Below are 17,269 nucleotides of genomic sequence, written 5' to 3'. Positions count from 1 at the left end.
TGCGCAATCGCTTACGTCCGCGACCGCGGGGCTACTCCCAGTCCCAGCCGATCCCCAGGAACCCCGTCCGCACCCGCGGCTCGACCAGATGCACCGAGCGGTGCCGGCCGCTCAGCGCCAGGCCCTGGCCTCCGCTGCGCGGCGCCGCCGCCGAGTGCTGGGTGAAGCGGTGGCAGCGCGCCGGGAGGGCCGCCGCGTCGAAGCACACCTGGAGGGCGTACTGGCCGCCGGGGGAGTCGAAGCCCCGGACGTACTCGCGGGACACACTCGCCGTGCCGTCCTCGACTCGATAGCGGAACAGGAAGGTGTCCCCGGCCCGCAGCCGGGTGTCGAAGAGCAGCTCGGCCGCGAGCACGCCCGTGTCGCGGTGCCAACGGACGCGCCCGGTACGGCAGTTCTCCAGGGCGTGTACCCGCATGCGCTCCGGCGCGGCTCCCCGGTCGCCGTGGTGGACGGCCACGAAGCGGTCGATGCCGTCCCGGTGGGCGCGCACGATGTGGTGCGACTCGCGCTCGGCCAGTTCGCGCCGCGCCCCGATCCGGAGCCGTTCGTGGTGGCCGAGGGTGTGCAGGCCCCCGTCCGGCGAGCAGTCCAGCTCGGCCAGCAACTGGTCCAGGACCCCGGAGGCCTCGACGAGGGAGCGGTAGGAGCGGGCGGCTGACCGCGGTCCCGAGGGGCTCTGCCCGGACTCGGCGAGCAGCCGGATCAGCGACTCCTCGGGAAGCTCCAGGATCTCCTCCAGCGCGCGCACGGCCCGCAGCGACTCCGGGCGCTGTGGGCGCCGGGCCCCCTGCTGCCAGTAACTCAGGCTCGTCACGCCGACCTTCACCCCGTGGCGGGACAGATGGTGCTGCACGCGTTGCAGGGGCAGCCCGCGGGCGGCGATCGCGGCCCGCAGGGCGACGTGGAAGGGGCCGCCTCGCAGGGCCGAGTCCAGTTCCGCGGTGGCGACGTCCGCGTGCTGTGGGGCGTGCGGCATGCAGGGGCCTCTCTGTGAGTCGGCGACGGCTGGTCAGACCGTCGGCGCGGGCCGCCCGGGGCCGTCCCGCCGGCACGCAGGGGAGTCTTCACATCCGTACGCCGTCGTTCAGGGCCCCGAGTTCCCCCGCATTGAAGCGTGTTGACCTGGTCCCGACAACACCTGATGCCGGACAGTGACGTACGCGCTCCCGGCCGATTCCGTCCGGACATGCGAACGCCCGGGGCGTGCGCCCCGGGCGTTCGCGGTGGACGTGAACTTCTAGGAGCGGTCGCTTCCGCCCCGTTCCTCCAGGGCCAGGCGCTTGGCCCGCACGATGTCGGGATCGCGCGGGTCCAGGGCGTCGGGCAGCGCGAACGGCTCGTCCGCGTACCGGCGGGCACGGACCGTCCGCCGGGTTTTCTCGATCCGCATCCGCTTCATCTGCGCAGCCCTCCGACCCGTGGCCCGCCCGCTCCGTACCGGAAACGGCCGGTCCGCACCGACAACCTGTGCCTGCACCGACACGGACTCCGCCCGTCGGACGTCGCCGTGTCCCGTGGGTGAGCCCCATTCCCGCTCCTGGTGGGCCGTAACCCCGGGGCGGGCATGCCGTTGGAAACTGCCCCCCGCCGGAGCCCCTGATCGTGTCCCGCTGCCGCGTCGGACTGTCGGTGCTCGCCAGTAGGGTGTGAGACATGGCCGACCCCTCCAGCTACCGCCCCAAACCGGGTGAGATCCCCGACTCGCCGGGGGTCTACAGGTTCCGTGACGAGCACCGCCGGGTGATCTACGTCGGAAAGGCGAAAAGCCTGCGCCAGCGCCTGGCGAACTACTTCCAGGACCTGGCGGGCCTGCACCCGCGCACCCGTTCCATGGTCACCACGGCCGCGTCCGTGGAGTGGACGGTGGTGTCCACGGAGGTCGAGGCGCTCCAGCTGGAGTACTCGTGGATCAAGGAGTACGACCCCCGGTTCAACGTCAAGTACCGCGACGACAAGAGCTACCCGTACCTCGCGGTGACGATGAACGAGGAGTTCCCGCGCGTGCAGGTGATGCGCGGTCACAAGAAGAAGGGCGTGCGCTACTTCGGGCCGTACGCGCACGCGTGGGCGATTCGCGACACCGTCGACCTGCTGTTGCGCGTCTTCCCCGTGCGCACCTGCTCGGCGGGCGTGTTCAAGAACGCCGCCCGCACCGGCCGCCCCTGCCTCCTCGGCTACATCGGCAAGTGCTCCGCCCCCTGCGTGGAGCGCGTCTCCGCCGAGGAGCACCGCGAACTGGCCGACGAGTTCTGCGACTTCATGACCGGCCGTACGAACACCTACATCCGCCGCCTGGAGAAGCAGATGGGCGAGGCGGCCGAGGAGATGGAGTACGAGCGGGCCGCCCGGCTGCGTGACGACATCGGGGCCCTGAAGAAGGCCATGGAGAAGAACGCGGTCGTACTCGCCGACGCGACCGACGCCGACCTGATCGCGGTCGCCGAGGACGAGCTGGAGGCGGCCGTCCAGATCTTCCACGTGCGCGGCGGACGCGTGCGCGGCCAGCGCGGCTGGGTCACCGACAAGGTGGAGGAGATCACCACCGGCGCCCTCGTGGAGCACGCCCTGCAGCAGCTGTACGGCGAGGAGACGGGCGACGCCGTCCCCAAGGAGGTCCTGGTCCCGGCCCTGCCCGACCCTGTCGAGCCCGTCCAGGAGTGGCTCACCGCGCGGCGTGGCTCGGGCGTCTCCCTGCGCATACCGCAGCGCGGCGACAAGAAGGCCCTCATGGAGACCGTGCAGCGCAACGCCCAGCAGGCGCTGGTGCTGCACAAGACCAAGCGCGCCTCCGACCTGACCACGCGCTCGCGCGCCCTGGAGGAGATCGCCGACGCCCTCGACCTGGACAGCGCCCCGCTCCGGATCGAGTGCTACGACATCTCCCACCTCCAGGGTGACGACGTCGTGGCGTCCATGGTCGTCTTCGAGGACGGGCTCGCCCGCAAGAGCGAGTACCGCCGCTTCCAGATCAAAGGCTTCGCCGGGCAGGACGACGTCCGCTCGATGCACGAGGTGATCACCCGCCGTTTCCGGCGCTATCTCGCCGAGAAGGAGAAGACGGGCGAGTGGACGGACGGCGAGAACGCCGACAGCGCCGAGATCGGAGAAAGCGCCGGGATCGCCGAGACCGCCGGGAACGGTGAGAGCCCCCTCGCCAGTACGAACACCCTCACCGAGGACGACGGCCGCCCGAAGAAGTTCGCCTACCCGCCCCAGCTCGTGGTCGTCGACGGCGGCGCCCCCCAGGTCGCCGCCGCCCGGCGCGCCCTGGACGAGCTCGGTATCGACGACATCGCCGTGTGCGGCCTCGCCAAGCGCCTGGAGGAGGTCTGGCTGCCCGGCGACGACGACCCGGTGGTCCTGCCGCGCACCAGCGAGGGCCTGTATCTGCTCCAGCGCGTCCGTGACGAGGCCCACAGGTTCGCGATCACGTACCAGCGCACGAAGCGGTCCAAGCGCTTCCGCTCCAGCCCCCTGGACGACGTCCCCGGCCTCGGGGACACGCGCAAGCAGGCACTTCTGAAGCACTTCGGTTCGTTGAAGAAATTGCGATCCGCCACCATCGACCAGATCTGCGAGGTCCCCGGCATAGGCCGCAAGACGGCCGAGACGATCGCCGTGGCCCTCGCCCGCTCGGCCCCGGCCGCACCCGCCGTCAACACGGCCACCGGAGAGATCATGGAAGAGGAACCGGGCACCATGGGTTCCAGTGGGGAACCCGTGGCAGCGGGCGCCCCGGACGAACGACGGGGGCAGGAGACATGAATGTGAACGAGCACGACGGCTACACAGAGCAAGCCGGAGACGGAGCACAGGTGAGTACGGGCACGCCCAACGAGAAGGCCCCGGTCCCGGACGCGGCCATCCCCGAGTTGGTGATCATCTCCGGCATGTCCGGAGCCGGGCGCTCCACGGCGGCGAAGTGCCTGGAGGACCTCGGCTGGTTCGTCGTCGACAACCTGCCGCCCGCGCTGATCCCCACCATGGTGGAGCTCGGCGCCCGCTCCCAGGGCAACGTGGCCCGCATCGCCGTCGTCGTCGACGTCCGCGGCCGCCGCTTCTTCGACAACCTCCGCGAGTCCCTGGCCGACCTGGAGGCGAAGAACGTCACCCGGAGGATCGTCTTCCTGGAGTCCTCCGACGAGGCCCTGGTGCGCCGCTTCGAGTCGGTGCGCCGCCCGCACCCGCTACAGGGCGACGGCCGCATCGTCGACGGCATCGCCGCCGAGCGCGAGCTGCTGCGCGAGCTGCGCGGCGACGCCGACCTGGTGATCGACACCTCCAGCCTGAACGTGCACGAGCTGCGCGCCAAGATGGACGCCCAGTTCGCCGGCGAGGAGGAGCCGGAGCTGCGGGCCACGGTCATGTCGTTCGGCTACAAGTACGGCCTCCCGGTCGACGCCGACCTCGTCGTCGACTGCCGCTTCCTGCCGAACCCGCACTGGGTCCCGGAGCTGCGCCCGTACACCGGCCTCAACGACGAGGTCGCCGGGTACGTCTTCAACCAGCCCGGCGCCAAGGAGTTCCTCGACCGCTACACGGAGCTCCTCCAGCTGGTCGCCACCGGCTACCGCCGTGAGGGCAAGCGCTATGTGACCATCGCCGTGGGCTGCACGGGCGGCAAGCACCGCTCGGTCGCCATGTCGGAGAAGCTCGCTGCCCGGCTCGCGGCCGAGGGCGTGGAGACGGTGGTCGTACACCGGGACATGGGACGCGAATGACACGACGTACTCCGCGGCTGAGCCGGCTGCGCGGGGTGGTGCCCGAGGGCAGCACGGGCGCCAAGGGCGGCCGGCCCGTCGAGGCCCGGGGCGGCAGAGCGCGCCGCCGCGGCACCCAGCCCAAGGTCGTCGCCCTCGGCGGCGGCATGGGCCTGTCGGCCTCGCTCGCCGCGCTGCGCCGGATCACCGGCGATCTCACCGCCGTCGTCACCGTGGCCGACGACGGCGGCTCCAGCGGGCGCCTGCGCGACGAGCTGGGGGTGCTGCCGCCCGGCGACCTGCGCAAGGCGCTGGCCGCGTTGTGCGGTGACGACGACTGGGGCCAGACCTGGGCCCGGGTCATCCAGCACCGCTTCCAGTCCAAGGGCGACCTGCACGAGCACGCGGTCGGCAACCTGCTGATCGTCGCCCTGTGGGAGCAGCTCGGCGACCATGTCCAGGCCCTCGACCTGGTCGGGCGGCTGCTGGGCGCCCAGGGGCGCGTGCTGCCGATGTCCGCCGTGCCGCTGGAGCTCCAGGCCCTGGTCAGGGGCCACGACCCGGCGCGCCCGGAGGAGGTCGACACGGTCCGCGGTCAGGCGACCGTCGCCCTCACCCCGGGCGAGGTGCAGTCCGTGCACCTCGTGCCGAACGACCCGCCGGCCGTGCCCGAGGCGGTCGAGGCCGTCCTGGACGCGGACTGGGTGGTGCTCGGCCCCGGCTCCTGGTTCTCCTCGGTCATTCCGCACCTGCTCGTGCCCGAGCTGCTGGACGCGCTCACACAGACGAAGGCCCGCCGGGTACTCTCCCTGAACCTCGCGCCGCAGCCCGGAGAAACCGAGGGCTTCTCCCCGCAGCGTCATTTGGAGGTTTTGGGACGACACGCCCCTAAACTCGCCCTGGACGTGGTGCTGGCCGACGAGGCCGCCGTGCCCGACCGTGACTCCCTGACCGATGCCGCCAAGCGGTTCGGGGCCGCGGTCGAGCTGGCGCCGGTGGCCCGGCCCGACGGCACCCCGAGGCACGACCCGGAGCTGTTGGCCGCCGCGTACGACCGTATTTTTCGGATGCATGGAAGGATCGGCCCATGGCGATGACGGCAGCGGTGAAGGACGAGATCTCTCGGCTCCCCGTCACCCGGACCTGCTGCAGAAAGGCGGAGGTCTCCGCCATTCTGCGGTTCGCCGGCGGCCTCCACCTGGTGAGCGGTCGGATCGTGATCGAGGCGGAGCTGGACACGGCGATGGCGGCCCGCCGGCTCAAGCGGGACATCCTGGAGATCTTCGGCCACAGCTCCGAGCTGATCGTGATGGCCCCGGGCGGGCTGCGCCGCGGCTCGCGCTACGTGGTGCGGGTGGTGGCGGGCGGCGACCAGCTCGCCCGCCAGACCGGCCTGGTCGACGGGCGGGGCCGCCCGATCCGCGGCCTGCCCCCGCAGGTGGTCTCGGGGGCCACCTGCGACGCCGAGGCCGCCTGGCGTGGCGCGTTCCTGGCACACGGCTCGCTCACCGAGCCCGGCCGCTCCTCCTCCCTGGAGGTGACCTGCCCGGGCCCCGAGGCGGCACTCGCCCTGGTCGGCGCCGCCCGTCGGCTGTCGATCGGCGCCAAGGCCCGCGAGGTGCGCGGCGTGGACCGGGTCGTCGTCCGGGACGGTGACGCGATCGGCGCCCTGCTGACCCGCCTGGGCGCGCACGAGTCGGTGCTGGCCTGGGAGGAGCGCCGGATGCGCCGCGAGGTGCGCGCCACGGCGAACCGGCTCGCCAACTTCGACGACGCCAACCTGCGCCGCTCGGCCCGCGCGGCCGTCGCCGCGGGCGCCCGGGTGCAGCGCGCCCTGGAGATCCTCGGCGACGACGTGCCCGAGCACCTGGCCGCCGCCGGCCGGCTGCGCATGGAGCACAAGCAGGCCTCCCTGGAGGAGCTGGGCGCACTCGCCGACCCGCCGCTGACCAAGGACGCCGTCGCCGGCCGGATCCGCCGTCTGCTCGCCATGGCCGACAAGCGCGCCTCCGACCTCGGCATCCCGAGCACGGAGGCCAACCTCAGCGACGAACTGGCCGACAACCTCGTGGGTTGACCCCACAGACCGTCATCACACCGGTGCCGACGCCCATTTGGGTGGTCGGCACCGGTGTTCGCGTGTCGGTGAGGCGCCCTTGACTCGATCATGGTCTGTCATGAGCCTGGCATCTGTTCGCTGCTGTGGCGGACCCACGCTAGGGGGGTTCATGAGACGAAGAGCGAGATCGATCCTCGCTGTCGGCGCGCTCCTGATCGGCGGAGCGAGCTTCGCACCCATTGCCCAGGCAGAACCGGGGAGTTCGAACCCGTCCGACCCGGACGAAGTCAAGGTCTTCCGTGCCAACGTCACCCAGAAGCAGGTACCCCTGCTGCTGGCGGCCGGCCAGGACGGCCACGAACTGAGTGAGCGGGTGCCCGAGAAGGGCACCGCGACCGTCGAGGCCTATCTGACGGACCGGCAGGCGAAGAAGCTGGCGAAGCAGGGCGTCGACCTCACCGAGCACGAACTCTCCGCCCGGGCCGCGGCCCGTGTCGAGGACGCCGCGGAGGGCGTGTTCCGCCCGTACAGCGGCAAGGGCGGCCTGCGGGAGGAACTCCTGCGGACCGCTCAGGAGAACCCGGACCTCACCAAGGTCGTCTCCATCGGCAAGACCATCAAGGGGCAGGACATCCTCGCGCTGAAGCTCACCAAGGGCGCGAAGAAGACGAAGGACGGCTCCAAGCCCGCCGTCCTCTACATGTCCAACCAGCACGCGCGGGAGTGGATCACGCCGGAGATGACCCGGCGCCTGATGCACCACTACGTGGACAACTACAAGAAGGACCGGCGCGTCAAGAAGATCGTCGACTCCACCGAACTGTGGTTCCTGCTGTCGGCCAACCCGGACGGCTACGACTACACCTTCGCGGATCCCGGCAACCGGCAGTGGCGCAAGAACCTGCGGGACGTCAACGGCGACGGCACCATCACCACCGGTGACGGCGTCGACCTCAACCGCAACTTCGCGTACAAGTGGGGCTACGACGACGAGGGTTCGTCCCCCAACCCCACCAGCCAGACCTACCGCGGCGCGGGCCCGAACTCCGAGCCGGAGACCCAGGCCCTGGACGCCTTCCAGAAGCGGATCGGCTTCACCTACGGCATCAACTACCACTCCGCCGCCGAACTCCTCCTCTACGGAGTCGGCTGGCAGGTGGCCACGCACACCCCGGACGACGTCCTGTACAAGGCGCTCGCCGGTACGCCCGACAACTCCGCGATCCCCGGTTACCACCCGCAGCTCTCCTCGGAGCTGTACACCACCAACGGTGAGGCGGACGGCCACGCGGCGAACGTCAACGGGCTGGCGATGTTCACCCCCGAGATGTCGACCTGCCAGACCGCCTCGAACCTCGACCCGAACGACGAGTGGAAGGCGGCCGACTGCCAGTCGGTCTTCACCTTCCCGGACGACGAGAAGCTGATCCGGCAGGAGGTCGCCAAGAACATCCCGTTCGCGCTCTCCGTCGCCGAGTCCGCCGCCCACCCCGACCGGCCGTCCTCATCGGTCGGCCTGACCGCCGCCGACTTCACCCCGGCCGCGTTCGGCACGTCGTACTCCCGCGGCGCCGACCAGGAGGTCTCCGTCGTCGTACGGAAGTCGGTGCGCGACAAGGAGCTCAAGTACCGCGTCAACGGCGGCCGCACCGAGGACATGGCGCTCAAGCCGTGGAAGGGCGGCGAGACCTACGGCGGTGAGGACAACCTCTACTTCGACGAGTACCGGGCGAAGGTCAAGGACGGCGAGCCGGGCGACAAGGTCGAGGTGTGGTTCACCGGCGAGGCGAAGAACGGCAAGAAGGTCACCAGCGAGCACTTCACCTACACCGTCGCCGAGCGGGCACGGGCCAACACCCTCGTCGTCGCCGAGGAGGGCGCGGCCGCCACGCAGGCGCAGACGTACGTGGACGCGCTCGAGGCGAGCGGCCGCAAGGCGGTCGTCTGGGACGTCGCCAAGCAGGGCGCGCCGGACGCGCTGGGGGTGCTGGGCCACTTCGACACCGTCGTCCACTACACGGGTGCGAGCGTTCCGGGCGTCGCCACCCAGCTCCAGCTGCGGGCCTTCCTCAACGAGGGCGGCCGGCTGATCGCGGCCGGTGAGCAGGCCGGTGGCAGCGTCGACCTCGGCGGCGGCGCGCTGTCGAACGACTTCAGCCAGTACTACCTGGGCGCCTACACCCGCACCGCCACCCCCGGGGCCACCGGTTTCACCGGCTCCGGCGAGCTGGGCGGCGTCAACAGCCCGCTGGGCGCTGCCCCCGGCAACCCGCTGGACAGGGCGGGCACCTACAGCGTCACCTCCGACGAACTGGGGATCGACGAGTTCCCGCAGTTCGCGAGCAAGGGCGCCGGACAGTTCGCCGGCACCGTCAACCCGTACGGCCCGTACGCGGGCTCCTCGATGGCGGCCGCCGTCCACACCGACGACGCCTACAAGCGCCTCACCCGCACCGTGGACCTCACCGGTATCGCGGCGTCCGACAAGCCCACCCTGCGCACCCAGCTGCTGTGGGACACGGAGTCCGGTTACGACCATGCCGTCGTCGAGGCCCACACCGCGGGCGCCGACGACTGGACGACCCTTCCCGAGGCGGGCGGCGCCACCAGGAACGCCGTGCCGACGGAGTGCGAGGGCGGGTTCTACGTCAACGAGCACCCCTGGCTGAAGCACTACCTGACCGTGGCGGCCGACGGCTGCACCGCGACCGGTACCAGCGGCACGTGGAACAGCCTCACCGGCGCCTCCAGCGGCTGGCAGCAGGTGAACTTCGACCTGAGCGCCTACGCGGGCAAGACGGTCGAGGTGTCGATCAGCTACGTCACCGACCCGGGCAGCGGCGGTCACGGCGTCCTCGCCGACGACGCCTCGCTCGTCGTCGGCGGCACGGCGAAGGAGACCGAGGGCTTCGAGACCTCGCTGGGCGCCTGGAAGGTGGCCGGACCGCCCGAGGGCAGCCCGGCCGTCCTCAAGGACTGGGCACGCACCGGCGCCCTGTTCCAGACCTACGGGGCGATCACCACGGACGACACCGCACTGCTGGGCTTCGGCCTTGAGCACGTCACGGCCGCCTCCCACCGGGCGGCACTGATGAGGAAGGCACTCGCGTCCCTGGACGGGTGACATCGCTGGTCAACGGGGAACCCGCCCGGTAGCGAAATCGAGTGATCTTGCTCTCGGCGGTGGGCGGTCCGTACCCCTACTGGCGGGTACGGACCGCCCTGCCGTGTATGGGGCATCTGGATGTCACCACAGCCGCCTCAGAGAGGTAGGGTCGTAGGCGGTCGGGGACATCCCAAACAGAGCTCGCCGGCTCTTCATGGCCGGCGTACCAACGAGGAGATCGGTTCGTGACGATCCGCGTAGGCATCAACGGCTTCGGCCGCATCGGTCGTAACTACTTCCGCGCGCTGCTGGAGCAGGGTGCAGACATCGAGATCGTGGCTGTCAACGACCTGGGTGACACCGCGACCACCGCTCACCTGCTGAAGTACGACACGATCCTCGGGCGCCTCAAGCAGGAGGTCTCGCACACCGAGGACACCATCACCGTCGGCGACAAGACCGTCAAGGTCCTCGCCGAGCGCAATCCCGCCGACATCCCGTGGGGCGAGCTGGGTGTCGACATCGTCATCGAGTCGACCGGCATCTTCACCAAGAAGGCCGACGCCGAGAAGCACATCGCCGGTGGCGCGAAGAAGGTCCTCATCTCGGCTCCGGCCAAGGACGAGGACGTCACCATCGTGATGGGCGTCAACCAGGACACGTACGACCCGGCGAACCACCACGTCATCTCCAACGCCTCCTGCACCACCAACTGCGTGGCGCCGATGGCGAAGGTCCTCGACGAGAACTTCGGCATCGTCAAGGGCCTGATGACGACGGTGCACGCGTACACGAACGACCAGCGGATCCTGGACTTCCCGCACAAGGACCTGCGTCGCGCGCGTGCCGCCGCCGAGAACATCATTCCGACCACGACCGGTGCCGCCAAGGCCACCGCGCTGGTCCTGCCCCAGCTGAAGGGCAAGCTGGACGGCATCGCGATGCGCGTCCCGGTCCCGACGGGCTCGGTCACCGACCTGGTCCTCGAGCTCGGCCGCGAGGTCACCAAGGAAGAGGTCAACGCCGCCTTCCAGAAGGCGGCCGAGGGCGAGCTGAAGGGCATCCTCGAGTACACGGAGGACCCCATCGTCTCGTCCGACATCGTCAACGCCCCGGCGTCCTGCACCTTCGACTCCTCCCTGACCATGGTCCAGGAGGGCAAGAACGTGAAGGTCATCGGCTGGTACGACAACGAGTGGGGCTACTCCAACCGCCTCGTGGACCTTACGGTCTTCGTCGGCAACCAGCTCTGATCAACCCAGCAGGCACGTCCATGTGAGAACAGGGCTCGGGCGGCGCGAGGACGCGCCGCCCGAGCCCTGACTCACGTACAGATCAGAGCTGTTCGATCACGAGCGCTTACGAGCGATCACGAGCTCTTTCAGGAGAGTCCCCTCATGAAGACGATCGACGAACTCCTCACCGAAGGGGTCGCGGGCAAGCGGGTCTTCGTCCGCGCCGACCTGAACGTGCCGCTGGACGGCACGCGCATCACCGACGACGGCCGCATCCGCGCCGTGCTGCCCACGGTCAAGGCCCTCGCCGAGGCGGGCGCCCGGGTGGTCGTCGCCTCTCACCTGGGCCGCCCCAAGGGCGCCCCGGACCCGGCCTTCTCCCTCGCCCCGGCCGCCGCGCGCCTCGGCGAACTCCTCGGGGCGGACGTGGCCTTCGCGACCGACACGGTCGGCGAGTCCGCCCGCGCCACCGTCGACGGCCTCGCCGACGGCCGGGTCGCGGTCGTCGAGAACCTGCGCTTCAACGCCGGCGAGACGAGCAAGGACGACGCCGAGCGCGGCGCCTTCGCCGACGAGCTCGCCGCCCTCGCGGACGTCTACGTCGGTGACGGCTTCGGCGCGGTGCACCGGGGGCACGCCTCGGTCTTCGACCTCCCGGCCCGCCTGCCGCACTACGCCGGATACCTCATCGCCACCGAGGTCGGCGTCCTGAGGAAGCTGACCGACGACGTGGAGCGGCCTTACGCCGTCGTCCTGGGCGGCGCCAAGGTGTCCGACAAGCTCGCCGTCATCGACCAGCTGCTCGGCAAGGCCGACCGCCTGCTCATCGGCGGCGGCATGGTCTTCACCTTCCTTAAGGCCAAGGGCCACGAGATCGGCACGTCCCTGGTCCAGGAGGACCAGCTCCCGGCCGTCCGGGAGTACATCGAGCGCGCCGAGAAGAACGGCGTCGAGCTGGTCCTGCCCGTGGACGTCGTGGTCGCGCCGGAGTTCCCGGACCTCAAGACCAAGGCTCCGGCCCGGCCCAGCACGGTCGCCGCGGACGCCATGCCGTCCGGCCAGATGGGCCTGGACATCGGCCCCGAGTCCCGCAAGCTGTACACCTCGAAGATCGCCGACGCCGCCACCGTCTTCTGGAACGGCCCCATGGGCGTCTTCGAGCACCCCGATTTCGCCGAGGGCACCAAGGCGGTCGCCCAGGCCCTCCTCGACTCCCAGGCCTTCACGGTGGTCGGTGGTGGCGACTCCGCCGCGGCCGTCCGCATCCTGGGCTTCGACGAGAACGCATTCGGCCACATCTCGACCGGTGGCGGCGCCTCCCTCGAATACCTCGAGGGCAAGACGCTCCCCGGCCTCGCCGCACTGGAGGACTGACCCTGATGAGCACGCGCACGCCGCTGATGGCGGGCAACTGGAAGATGAACCTCAACCACCTCGAGGCCATCGCCCACGTCCAGAAGCTCGCCTTCGCCCTCGCCGACAAGGACTACGAGGCCGTCGAGGTCGCCGTCCTGCCGCCCTTCACCGACCTGCGCTCCGTGCAGACCCTGGTCGACGGCGACAAGCTCAAGATCAAGTACGGCGCCCAGGACATCTCGGCGCACGACGGCGGGGCCTTCACCGGCGAGATCTCCGGCCCCATGCTGGCCAAGCTGAAGTGCACGTACGTCGCCATCGGCCACAGCGAGCGCCGCCAGTACCACGCCGAGACCGACGAGCTGGTCAACGCCAAGGTCAAGGCCGCCTACAAGCACGGCCTGACCCCCATCCTGTGCGTCGGCGAGGAGCTGGAGGTCCGCGAGGCGGGCAACCACGTCTCCCACACCCTCGCCCAGGTCGAGGGCGGTCTGAAGGACCTCCCCGCCGAGCAGGCCGAGACCGTCGTGATCGCCTACGAGCCCGTCTGGGCCATCGGCACCGGCAAGGTCTGCGGCGCCGAGGACGCCCAGGAGGTCTGCGCGGCGATCCGCGGCAAGATCGCCGAGCTGTACTCGCAGGACCTGGCCGACAAGATCCGCATCCAGTACGGCGGCTCGGTCAAGGCCGGCAACGTCGCGGAGATCATGGCCCAGGCCGACATCGACGGCGCCCTGGTCGGCGGCGCCTCGCTGGACGCCGACGAGTTCGTCAAGATCGTGCGCTTCCGCGACCAGTGAGTAGGCGGTAGCGGCGTTCCGTCGTACCCTTGCGGGGTCCAGCACTGTGCTGGGCCCCGCGTCGTCCATCCGCATCCGAGGAAGTTGGTCCAGTCGTGGTTCTGGGGTTCTCCATCGCCCTGATCGTCTTCAGCCTGCTGCTGATGCTGCTGGTGCTGATGCACAAGGGGAAGGGCGGCGGCCTCTCCGACATGTTCGGTGGCGGCATGCAGTCCTCCGTCGGCGGCTCCTCGGTCGCCGAGCGCAACCTCGACCGGATCACCGTCGTGATCGGTCTGCTGTGGTTCGCGTGCATCGTCGTGCTCGGCATCCTGATGAAGGTGAACAACTGACCGAGCCGCAATCCGCACGGACCCGTACGTAAGGCCCCATGTTCGGTACGCGCAGCTGAGCGCGGCCTATCATGGGGCTTGCGTCTAGGTGTGAGGGTTGTAACTCCAATCACTGGACGCGCGTTGGGCCTTACGTAGACTGAGGCGCTCGCGGCGAAGCGGAACGCCGACTCGCTTCGCGGCACCATCACGCAGGGAGTTACGACCGTGGCAAGTGGCAACGCGATCCGGGGAAGCCGGGTCGGGGCGGGGCCGATGGGCGAGGCCGAGCGCGGCGAGTCCGCGCCGCGGCTGCGCATCTCCTTCTGGTGCTCCAACGGACACGAGACCCAGCCGAGCTTCGCCAGCGACGCGCAGGTGCCCGACACCTGGGACTGCCCGCGCTGTGGCTTCCCGGCCGGCCAGGACCGGGACAACCCCCCGGACCCGCCGCGCACCGAGCCCTACAAGACGCACCTGGCGTATGTGCGGGAGCGGCGCAGCGACGCGGACGGCGAGGCGATCCTCGCCGAGGCCCTCGCCAAACTGCGGGGCGAGATCTAGAAGTCGAGACCGGCCGGACACCAGCAGGTGCCCGGCCGGAGCTGCCTCCCGACCTCGCCGCCGACCGATTGTCAGTGGTGCCCTCTACGGTTTGTGCATCGGGCGAACCGTGAGGGGGAAGCAGTGTCGACGGTCGAGGCGGGGAAAGTGCGCGCGCCCGCGTGGAGCGGGGGCTTCGGGCGGCTGTGGAGCGCCGCCGTGCTGTCCAGCTTCGGCGACGCACTGCGGACGGCCGCGCTGCCCCTGCTGGCCGTCACCCTGACCGACGATCCGCTGCTCATCGCCTCCGTCACGGCCTGCGGCTATCTGCCCTGGATCGTCTTCGGCCTGCTCGGCGGGGCCGTCGCCGACCGTGTGGACCAGCGGCGGGCCATGTGGATGGTGGACGCCGCGCGCGGTCTGCTGGTCGCCGCCTTCGCGCTGGCCGTCGCGCTCGGACACGCTTCTATCGGCCTGCTCATCGTGCTGGCCGTCGCCCTCACCACCCTCCAGACGCTCTTCGACAACGCTGCCACGGCGCTGCTGCCCGCCCTGGTCCACCGGGACGCGCTCGGCAGTGCCAACGCCCGGTTGATGACCGGTCAGCGCATCGCGGGCGGCCTGCTCGGCGGTCCGGTCGTGCCCCTGCTGCTGGCAGCCGGTACGGCCGTGCCCTTCGCGGCCGATGCCGTGACCTTCCTCGTGGCCGCCGCGCTGATCGCCGCCCTGCCGGCCGCCGGCCCCGACCGCGAGCCGAGACCGGCGGGCAGCACGCTGCGCCGGGACATCGGGGAGGGACTGCGCACCCTCTGGCGCGACCGTGCCCTGCGCGCCCTGTGCGCCGCCACGGCCCTGTGCAACATCGGCATGGGCACCCAGGTCGCCCTGCTGGTCGTCGTCGTCACCGACTGGCTCCGGGCGGGCCCGGCGGGCTATGCGGCGGCGGGCACCGCCTTCACCCTGGGCAGCCTGGCCGGGGGAGTGGTGAACGGCCGGCTGGTGGCGCGGCTCGGCCGGCTGCGGTCGGTGCTGCTCGCCGGCTCGGCGCAGACCGCGCTCCTCGTCGTCATGGGCACCGTACGCAGCCTGGCCGTGCTGGTGGGCGCCCTGGCCGCGTTCGGGCTCCTGGGTATGGTGTGGAACGTCAACACGACGACGCTCATGCAGGAGCGCAGCCCCGCCGGGCTCCTGGGCCGGGTCAGTTCGGCCTTCCGGACCCTGGCGTTCGCCGGGGTTCCCCTCGGGGCCCTGCTGGGCGGAGCCGTCGCGGCCGCCTGGGGGCCGCACACCCCGCCCCTGCTCACGGCCGCCTTCTTCGCCCTCGCCGTCATCGCGCTGATACCCGTGGTCAAGGTGAACGTATCTGGTGTCGAGCCGGAGGACGGCGCCACGACAGCCGATGTCACGCGCTGCTCCATTAGGTTGGGACCGGCAGCGGGGCAAGGTACGCAGGCAGGACAGGAAAGAAGGCTGAAGTCCCAGATGAACGCAGACGGCCGTACCAGGCTCAACCAGACGTCCGAGTGGACGGCACTGGCCAAGCACCGCGAGGAGCTGGGCGACGTCGGGCTGCGCGAGCTGTTCGCCGCCGACTCCGGCCGCGGCACCGCGTACACCCTTCGGGTCGGCGACCTGTACGTCGACTACTCCAAGCACCTCGTCACCGACGACACCCTGCGGCTGCTGCGCGAACTGGCCGCCGCCACCGACGTGTTCGGGCTCCGGGACGCCATGTTCCGCGGCGAGAAGATCAACACCACCGAGAACCGGGCCGTGCTGCACACCGCGCTGCGCGCCCCGCGGGACGCGGTGATCGAGGTCGACGGCGAGAACGTGGTGCCCGATGTGCACGCGGTGCTCGACAAGATGGCGGACTTCGCCGACCGGGTGCGTTCGGGCGAGTGGACCGGTCACACCGGCCGGCGGATCCGGAACATCGTCAACGTCGGCATCGGCGGCTCCGACCTCGGCCCCGCGATGGCGTACGAGGTGCTGCGCGCCTTCACGGACCGCTCGCTGACGGTGCGTTTCGTGTCGAACGTGGACGGCGCCGACCTGCACGAGGCGATCCGGGACCTGGACCCGGCGCAGACGCTGTTCGTCATCGCCTCCAAGACCTTCACCACCATCGAGACGGTCACCAACGCCACGTCCGCGCGCTCCTGGCTGCTGGACGCGCTCGGTGACGACGCCGCCGTCGCCAAGCACTTCGTCGCGCTGTCGACCAACGCCGAGAAGGTCGCCGACTTCGGCATCGACACGGCCAACATGTTCGAGTTCTGGGACTGGGTCGGCGGCCGCTACTCGTACGACTCAGCGATCGGCCTGTCCCTGATGATCGCCATCGGACCGGACCGCTTCCGGGAGATGCTCGACGGCTTCCGCATCGTCGACGAGCACTTCAGGACCGCTCCCGCCGAGTCCAATGTGCCGTTGCTGCTGGGCCTGCTGGGCATCTGGTACGGCAACTTCCACGACGCCCAGTCGCACGCGGTGCTGCCCTACAGCCACTACCTGTCCAAGTTCACCGCCTACCTCCAGCAGCTCGACATGGAGTCCAACGGCAAGTACGTCGGCCGGGACGGGCGCGAGGTGGAGTGGCAGACCGGCCCGGTCGTGTGGGGCACGCCGGGCACCAACGGGCAGCACGCCTACTACCAGTTGATCCACCAGGGCACGAAGCTGATCCCGGCGGACTTCATCGGCTTCGCCCGGCCGGTCGGCGAGCTGAGCGACGAGCTCAAGGCGCAGCACGACCTGCTGATGGCCAACTTCTTCGCCCAGACGCAGGCGCTCGCCTTCGGCAAGACCCCGGACGAGGTGCGGGCCGAGGGCGTGCCGGAGGAACTGGTGCCGCACAAGACGTTCCTGGGCGACCACCCGACGACCACGATCCTCGCACCCGAGCTGACGCCGTCCGTCCTCGGTCAGTTGGTCGCCCTCTACGAGCACAAGGTGTTCGTGCAGGGCGCGGTGTGGAACATCGACTCCTTCGACCAGTGGGGCGTGGAGCTGGGCAAGGTCCTCGCCAAGCGCGTCGAGCCCGCGCTGACCGAGGGCGCCGAGGTCGAGGGCCTGGACGCCTCGACCAAGGCCCTGGTCGCCACGTACCGGGAGCTGCGCGGCCGGCAGTGACCGTCGCCGGACGGGAAGCGG

13 protein-coding genes and 1 pseudogene are annotated in these 17,269 nt (G+C 70.5%); 12 read left to right on the top strand and 2 right to left on the bottom strand.

The annotated features are described in order from the left end of the window. Positions 1-31 precede the first annotated feature (31 nt). Both ACIRDU_RS00915 and ACIRDU_RS00910 read right to left on the bottom strand, forming a co-directional pair. Positions 32-979, bottom strand: a complete 948-nt coding sequence (locus tag ACIRDU_RS00915) for a hypothetical protein (RefSeq protein ID WP_403572530.1) — start codon at positions 977-979, stop codon at positions 32-34. 261 nt (positions 980-1,240) lie between these two features. After that, complete coding sequence (locus ACIRDU_RS00910; protein ID WP_403572527.1) at positions 1,241-1,393, bottom strand: hypothetical protein; 153 nt, start codon at positions 1,391-1,393, stop codon at positions 1,241-1,243. 263 nt (positions 1,394-1,656) lie between these two features. Here ACIRDU_RS00910 and uvrC point away from each other — a divergent pair, with 263 nt between their 5' ends. From uvrC to pgi, 12 genes and pseudogenes are all read left to right on the top strand, one after another. Further along, on the top strand, positions 1,657-3,768 hold the full coding sequence (gene uvrC / locus ACIRDU_RS00905; RefSeq protein ID WP_403572524.1) for an excinuclease ABC subunit UvrC: 2,112 nt from the start codon (positions 1,657-1,659) through the stop codon (positions 3,766-3,768). Continuing rightward, a complete protein-coding gene (gene rapZ, locus ACIRDU_RS00900) occupies positions 3,765-4,724 on the top strand; it encodes an RNase adapter RapZ (RefSeq protein WP_403572521.1) in 960 nt (319 codons plus the stop codon). The genes uvrC and rapZ overlap by 4 nt, the downstream gene beginning before the upstream one ends. Then, entirely contained in the window at positions 4,721-5,800 is a 1,080-nt protein-coding gene (gene yvcK / locus ACIRDU_RS00895; protein WP_403572519.1) for a uridine diphosphate-N-acetylglucosamine-binding protein YvcK, read from the top strand. The genes rapZ and yvcK overlap by 4 nt, the downstream gene beginning before the upstream one ends. Beyond that, the gene (gene whiA, locus ACIRDU_RS00890) at positions 5,791-6,780 is read left to right on the top strand and encodes a DNA-binding protein WhiA (RefSeq protein WP_403572517.1); all 990 of its coding nucleotides are present in this window, start codon (positions 5,791-5,793) and stop codon (positions 6,778-6,780) included. Before yvcK ends, whiA begins: the two co-directional genes overlap by 10 nt. A 151-nt stretch (positions 6,781-6,931) precedes the next feature. Beyond that, a complete protein-coding gene (locus ACIRDU_RS00885; protein ID WP_403572514.1) occupies positions 6,932-9,886 on the top strand; it encodes a M14 family zinc carboxypeptidase in 2,955 nt (984 codons plus the stop codon). Between the two features lie 227 nt (positions 9,887-10,113). Further along, positions 10,114-11,121, top strand: coding sequence for a type I glyceraldehyde-3-phosphate dehydrogenase (gap, locus tag ACIRDU_RS00880; RefSeq protein WP_403572511.1), 1,008 nt, complete (start codon positions 10,114-10,116; stop codon positions 11,119-11,121). Between the two features lie 144 nt (positions 11,122-11,265). Continuing rightward, positions 11,266-12,477: a phosphoglycerate kinase gene (locus tag ACIRDU_RS00875; RefSeq protein ID WP_403572508.1), complete on the top strand. Its 1,212-nt coding sequence runs from the start codon at positions 11,266-11,268 to the stop codon at positions 12,475-12,477. Positions 12,478-12,482: 5 nt separating this feature from the next. Further along, positions 12,483-13,259, top strand: coding sequence for a triose-phosphate isomerase (tpiA, locus tag ACIRDU_RS00870; protein ID WP_403572505.1), 777 nt, complete (start codon positions 12,483-12,485; stop codon positions 13,257-13,259). Positions 13,260-13,354: 95 nt separating this feature from the next. Next, positions 13,355-13,591 (top strand): preprotein translocase subunit SecG, encoded by a 237-nt coding sequence (gene secG / locus ACIRDU_RS00865; protein WP_094052663.1) that lies wholly within the window; start codon positions 13,355-13,357, stop codon positions 13,589-13,591. A 207-nt stretch (positions 13,592-13,798) separates the two neighbouring features. Then, the gene (locus ACIRDU_RS00860) at positions 13,799-14,134 is read left to right on the top strand and encodes an RNA polymerase-binding protein RbpA (protein WP_003957010.1); all 336 of its coding nucleotides are present in this window, start codon (positions 13,799-13,801) and stop codon (positions 14,132-14,134) included. A 27-nt stretch (positions 14,135-14,161) separates the two neighbouring features. After that, positions 14,162-15,487: pseudogene (locus tag ACIRDU_RS00855) on the top strand (MFS transporter); the annotation flags it as partial. A gap of 108 nt (positions 15,488-15,595) precedes the next feature. Next, entirely contained in the window at positions 15,596-17,248 is a 1,653-nt protein-coding gene (gene pgi / locus ACIRDU_RS00850; protein ID WP_403575077.1) for a glucose-6-phosphate isomerase, read from the top strand. Positions 17,249-17,269: the final 21 nt, after the last annotated feature.

It is taken from the genome of Streptomyces sp. NPDC093598, assembly GCF_044764825.1.
GTDB lineage: Bacteria > Actinomycetota > Actinomycetes > Streptomycetales > Streptomycetaceae > Streptomyces.
Note: the sequence above shows the minus strand (reverse complement) of the source record. Positions and strands in the feature narration are given on the sequence as shown.

Excerpts from the sequence above, each read along its gene's own strand:
- yvcK (WP_403572519.1), top strand. The coding sequence starts at position 4,721 with ATGACACGACGTACTCCGCGGCTGAGCCGGCTGCGCGGGGTGGTGCCC.
- uvrC (WP_403572524.1), top strand. The coding sequence starts at position 1,657 with ATGGCCGACCCCTCCAGCTACCGCCCCAAACCGGGTGAGATCCCCGAC.
- ACIRDU_RS00915 (WP_403572530.1), bottom strand. The coding sequence starts at position 979 with ATGCCGCACGCCCCACAGCACGCGGACGTCGCCACCGCGGAACTGGAC.
- pgi (WP_403575077.1), top strand. The coding sequence starts at position 15,596 with ATGAACGCAGACGGCCGTACCAGGCTCAACCAGACGTCCGAGTGGACG.
- ACIRDU_RS00875 (WP_403572508.1), top strand. The coding sequence starts at position 11,266 with ATGAAGACGATCGACGAACTCCTCACCGAAGGGGTCGCGGGCAAGCGG.
- tpiA (WP_403572505.1), top strand. The coding sequence starts at position 12,483 with ATGAGCACGCGCACGCCGCTGATGGCGGGCAACTGGAAGATGAACCTC.
- ACIRDU_RS00885 (WP_403572514.1), top strand. The coding sequence starts at position 6,932 with ATGAGACGAAGAGCGAGATCGATCCTCGCTGTCGGCGCGCTCCTGATC.
- ACIRDU_RS00910 (WP_403572527.1), bottom strand. The coding sequence starts at position 1,393 with ATGCGGATCGAGAAAACCCGGCGGACGGTCCGTGCCCGCCGGTACGCG.
- rapZ (WP_403572521.1), top strand. The coding sequence starts at position 3,765 with ATGAATGTGAACGAGCACGACGGCTACACAGAGCAAGCCGGAGACGGA.
- whiA (WP_403572517.1), top strand. The coding sequence starts at position 5,791 with ATGGCGATGACGGCAGCGGTGAAGGACGAGATCTCTCGGCTCCCCGTC.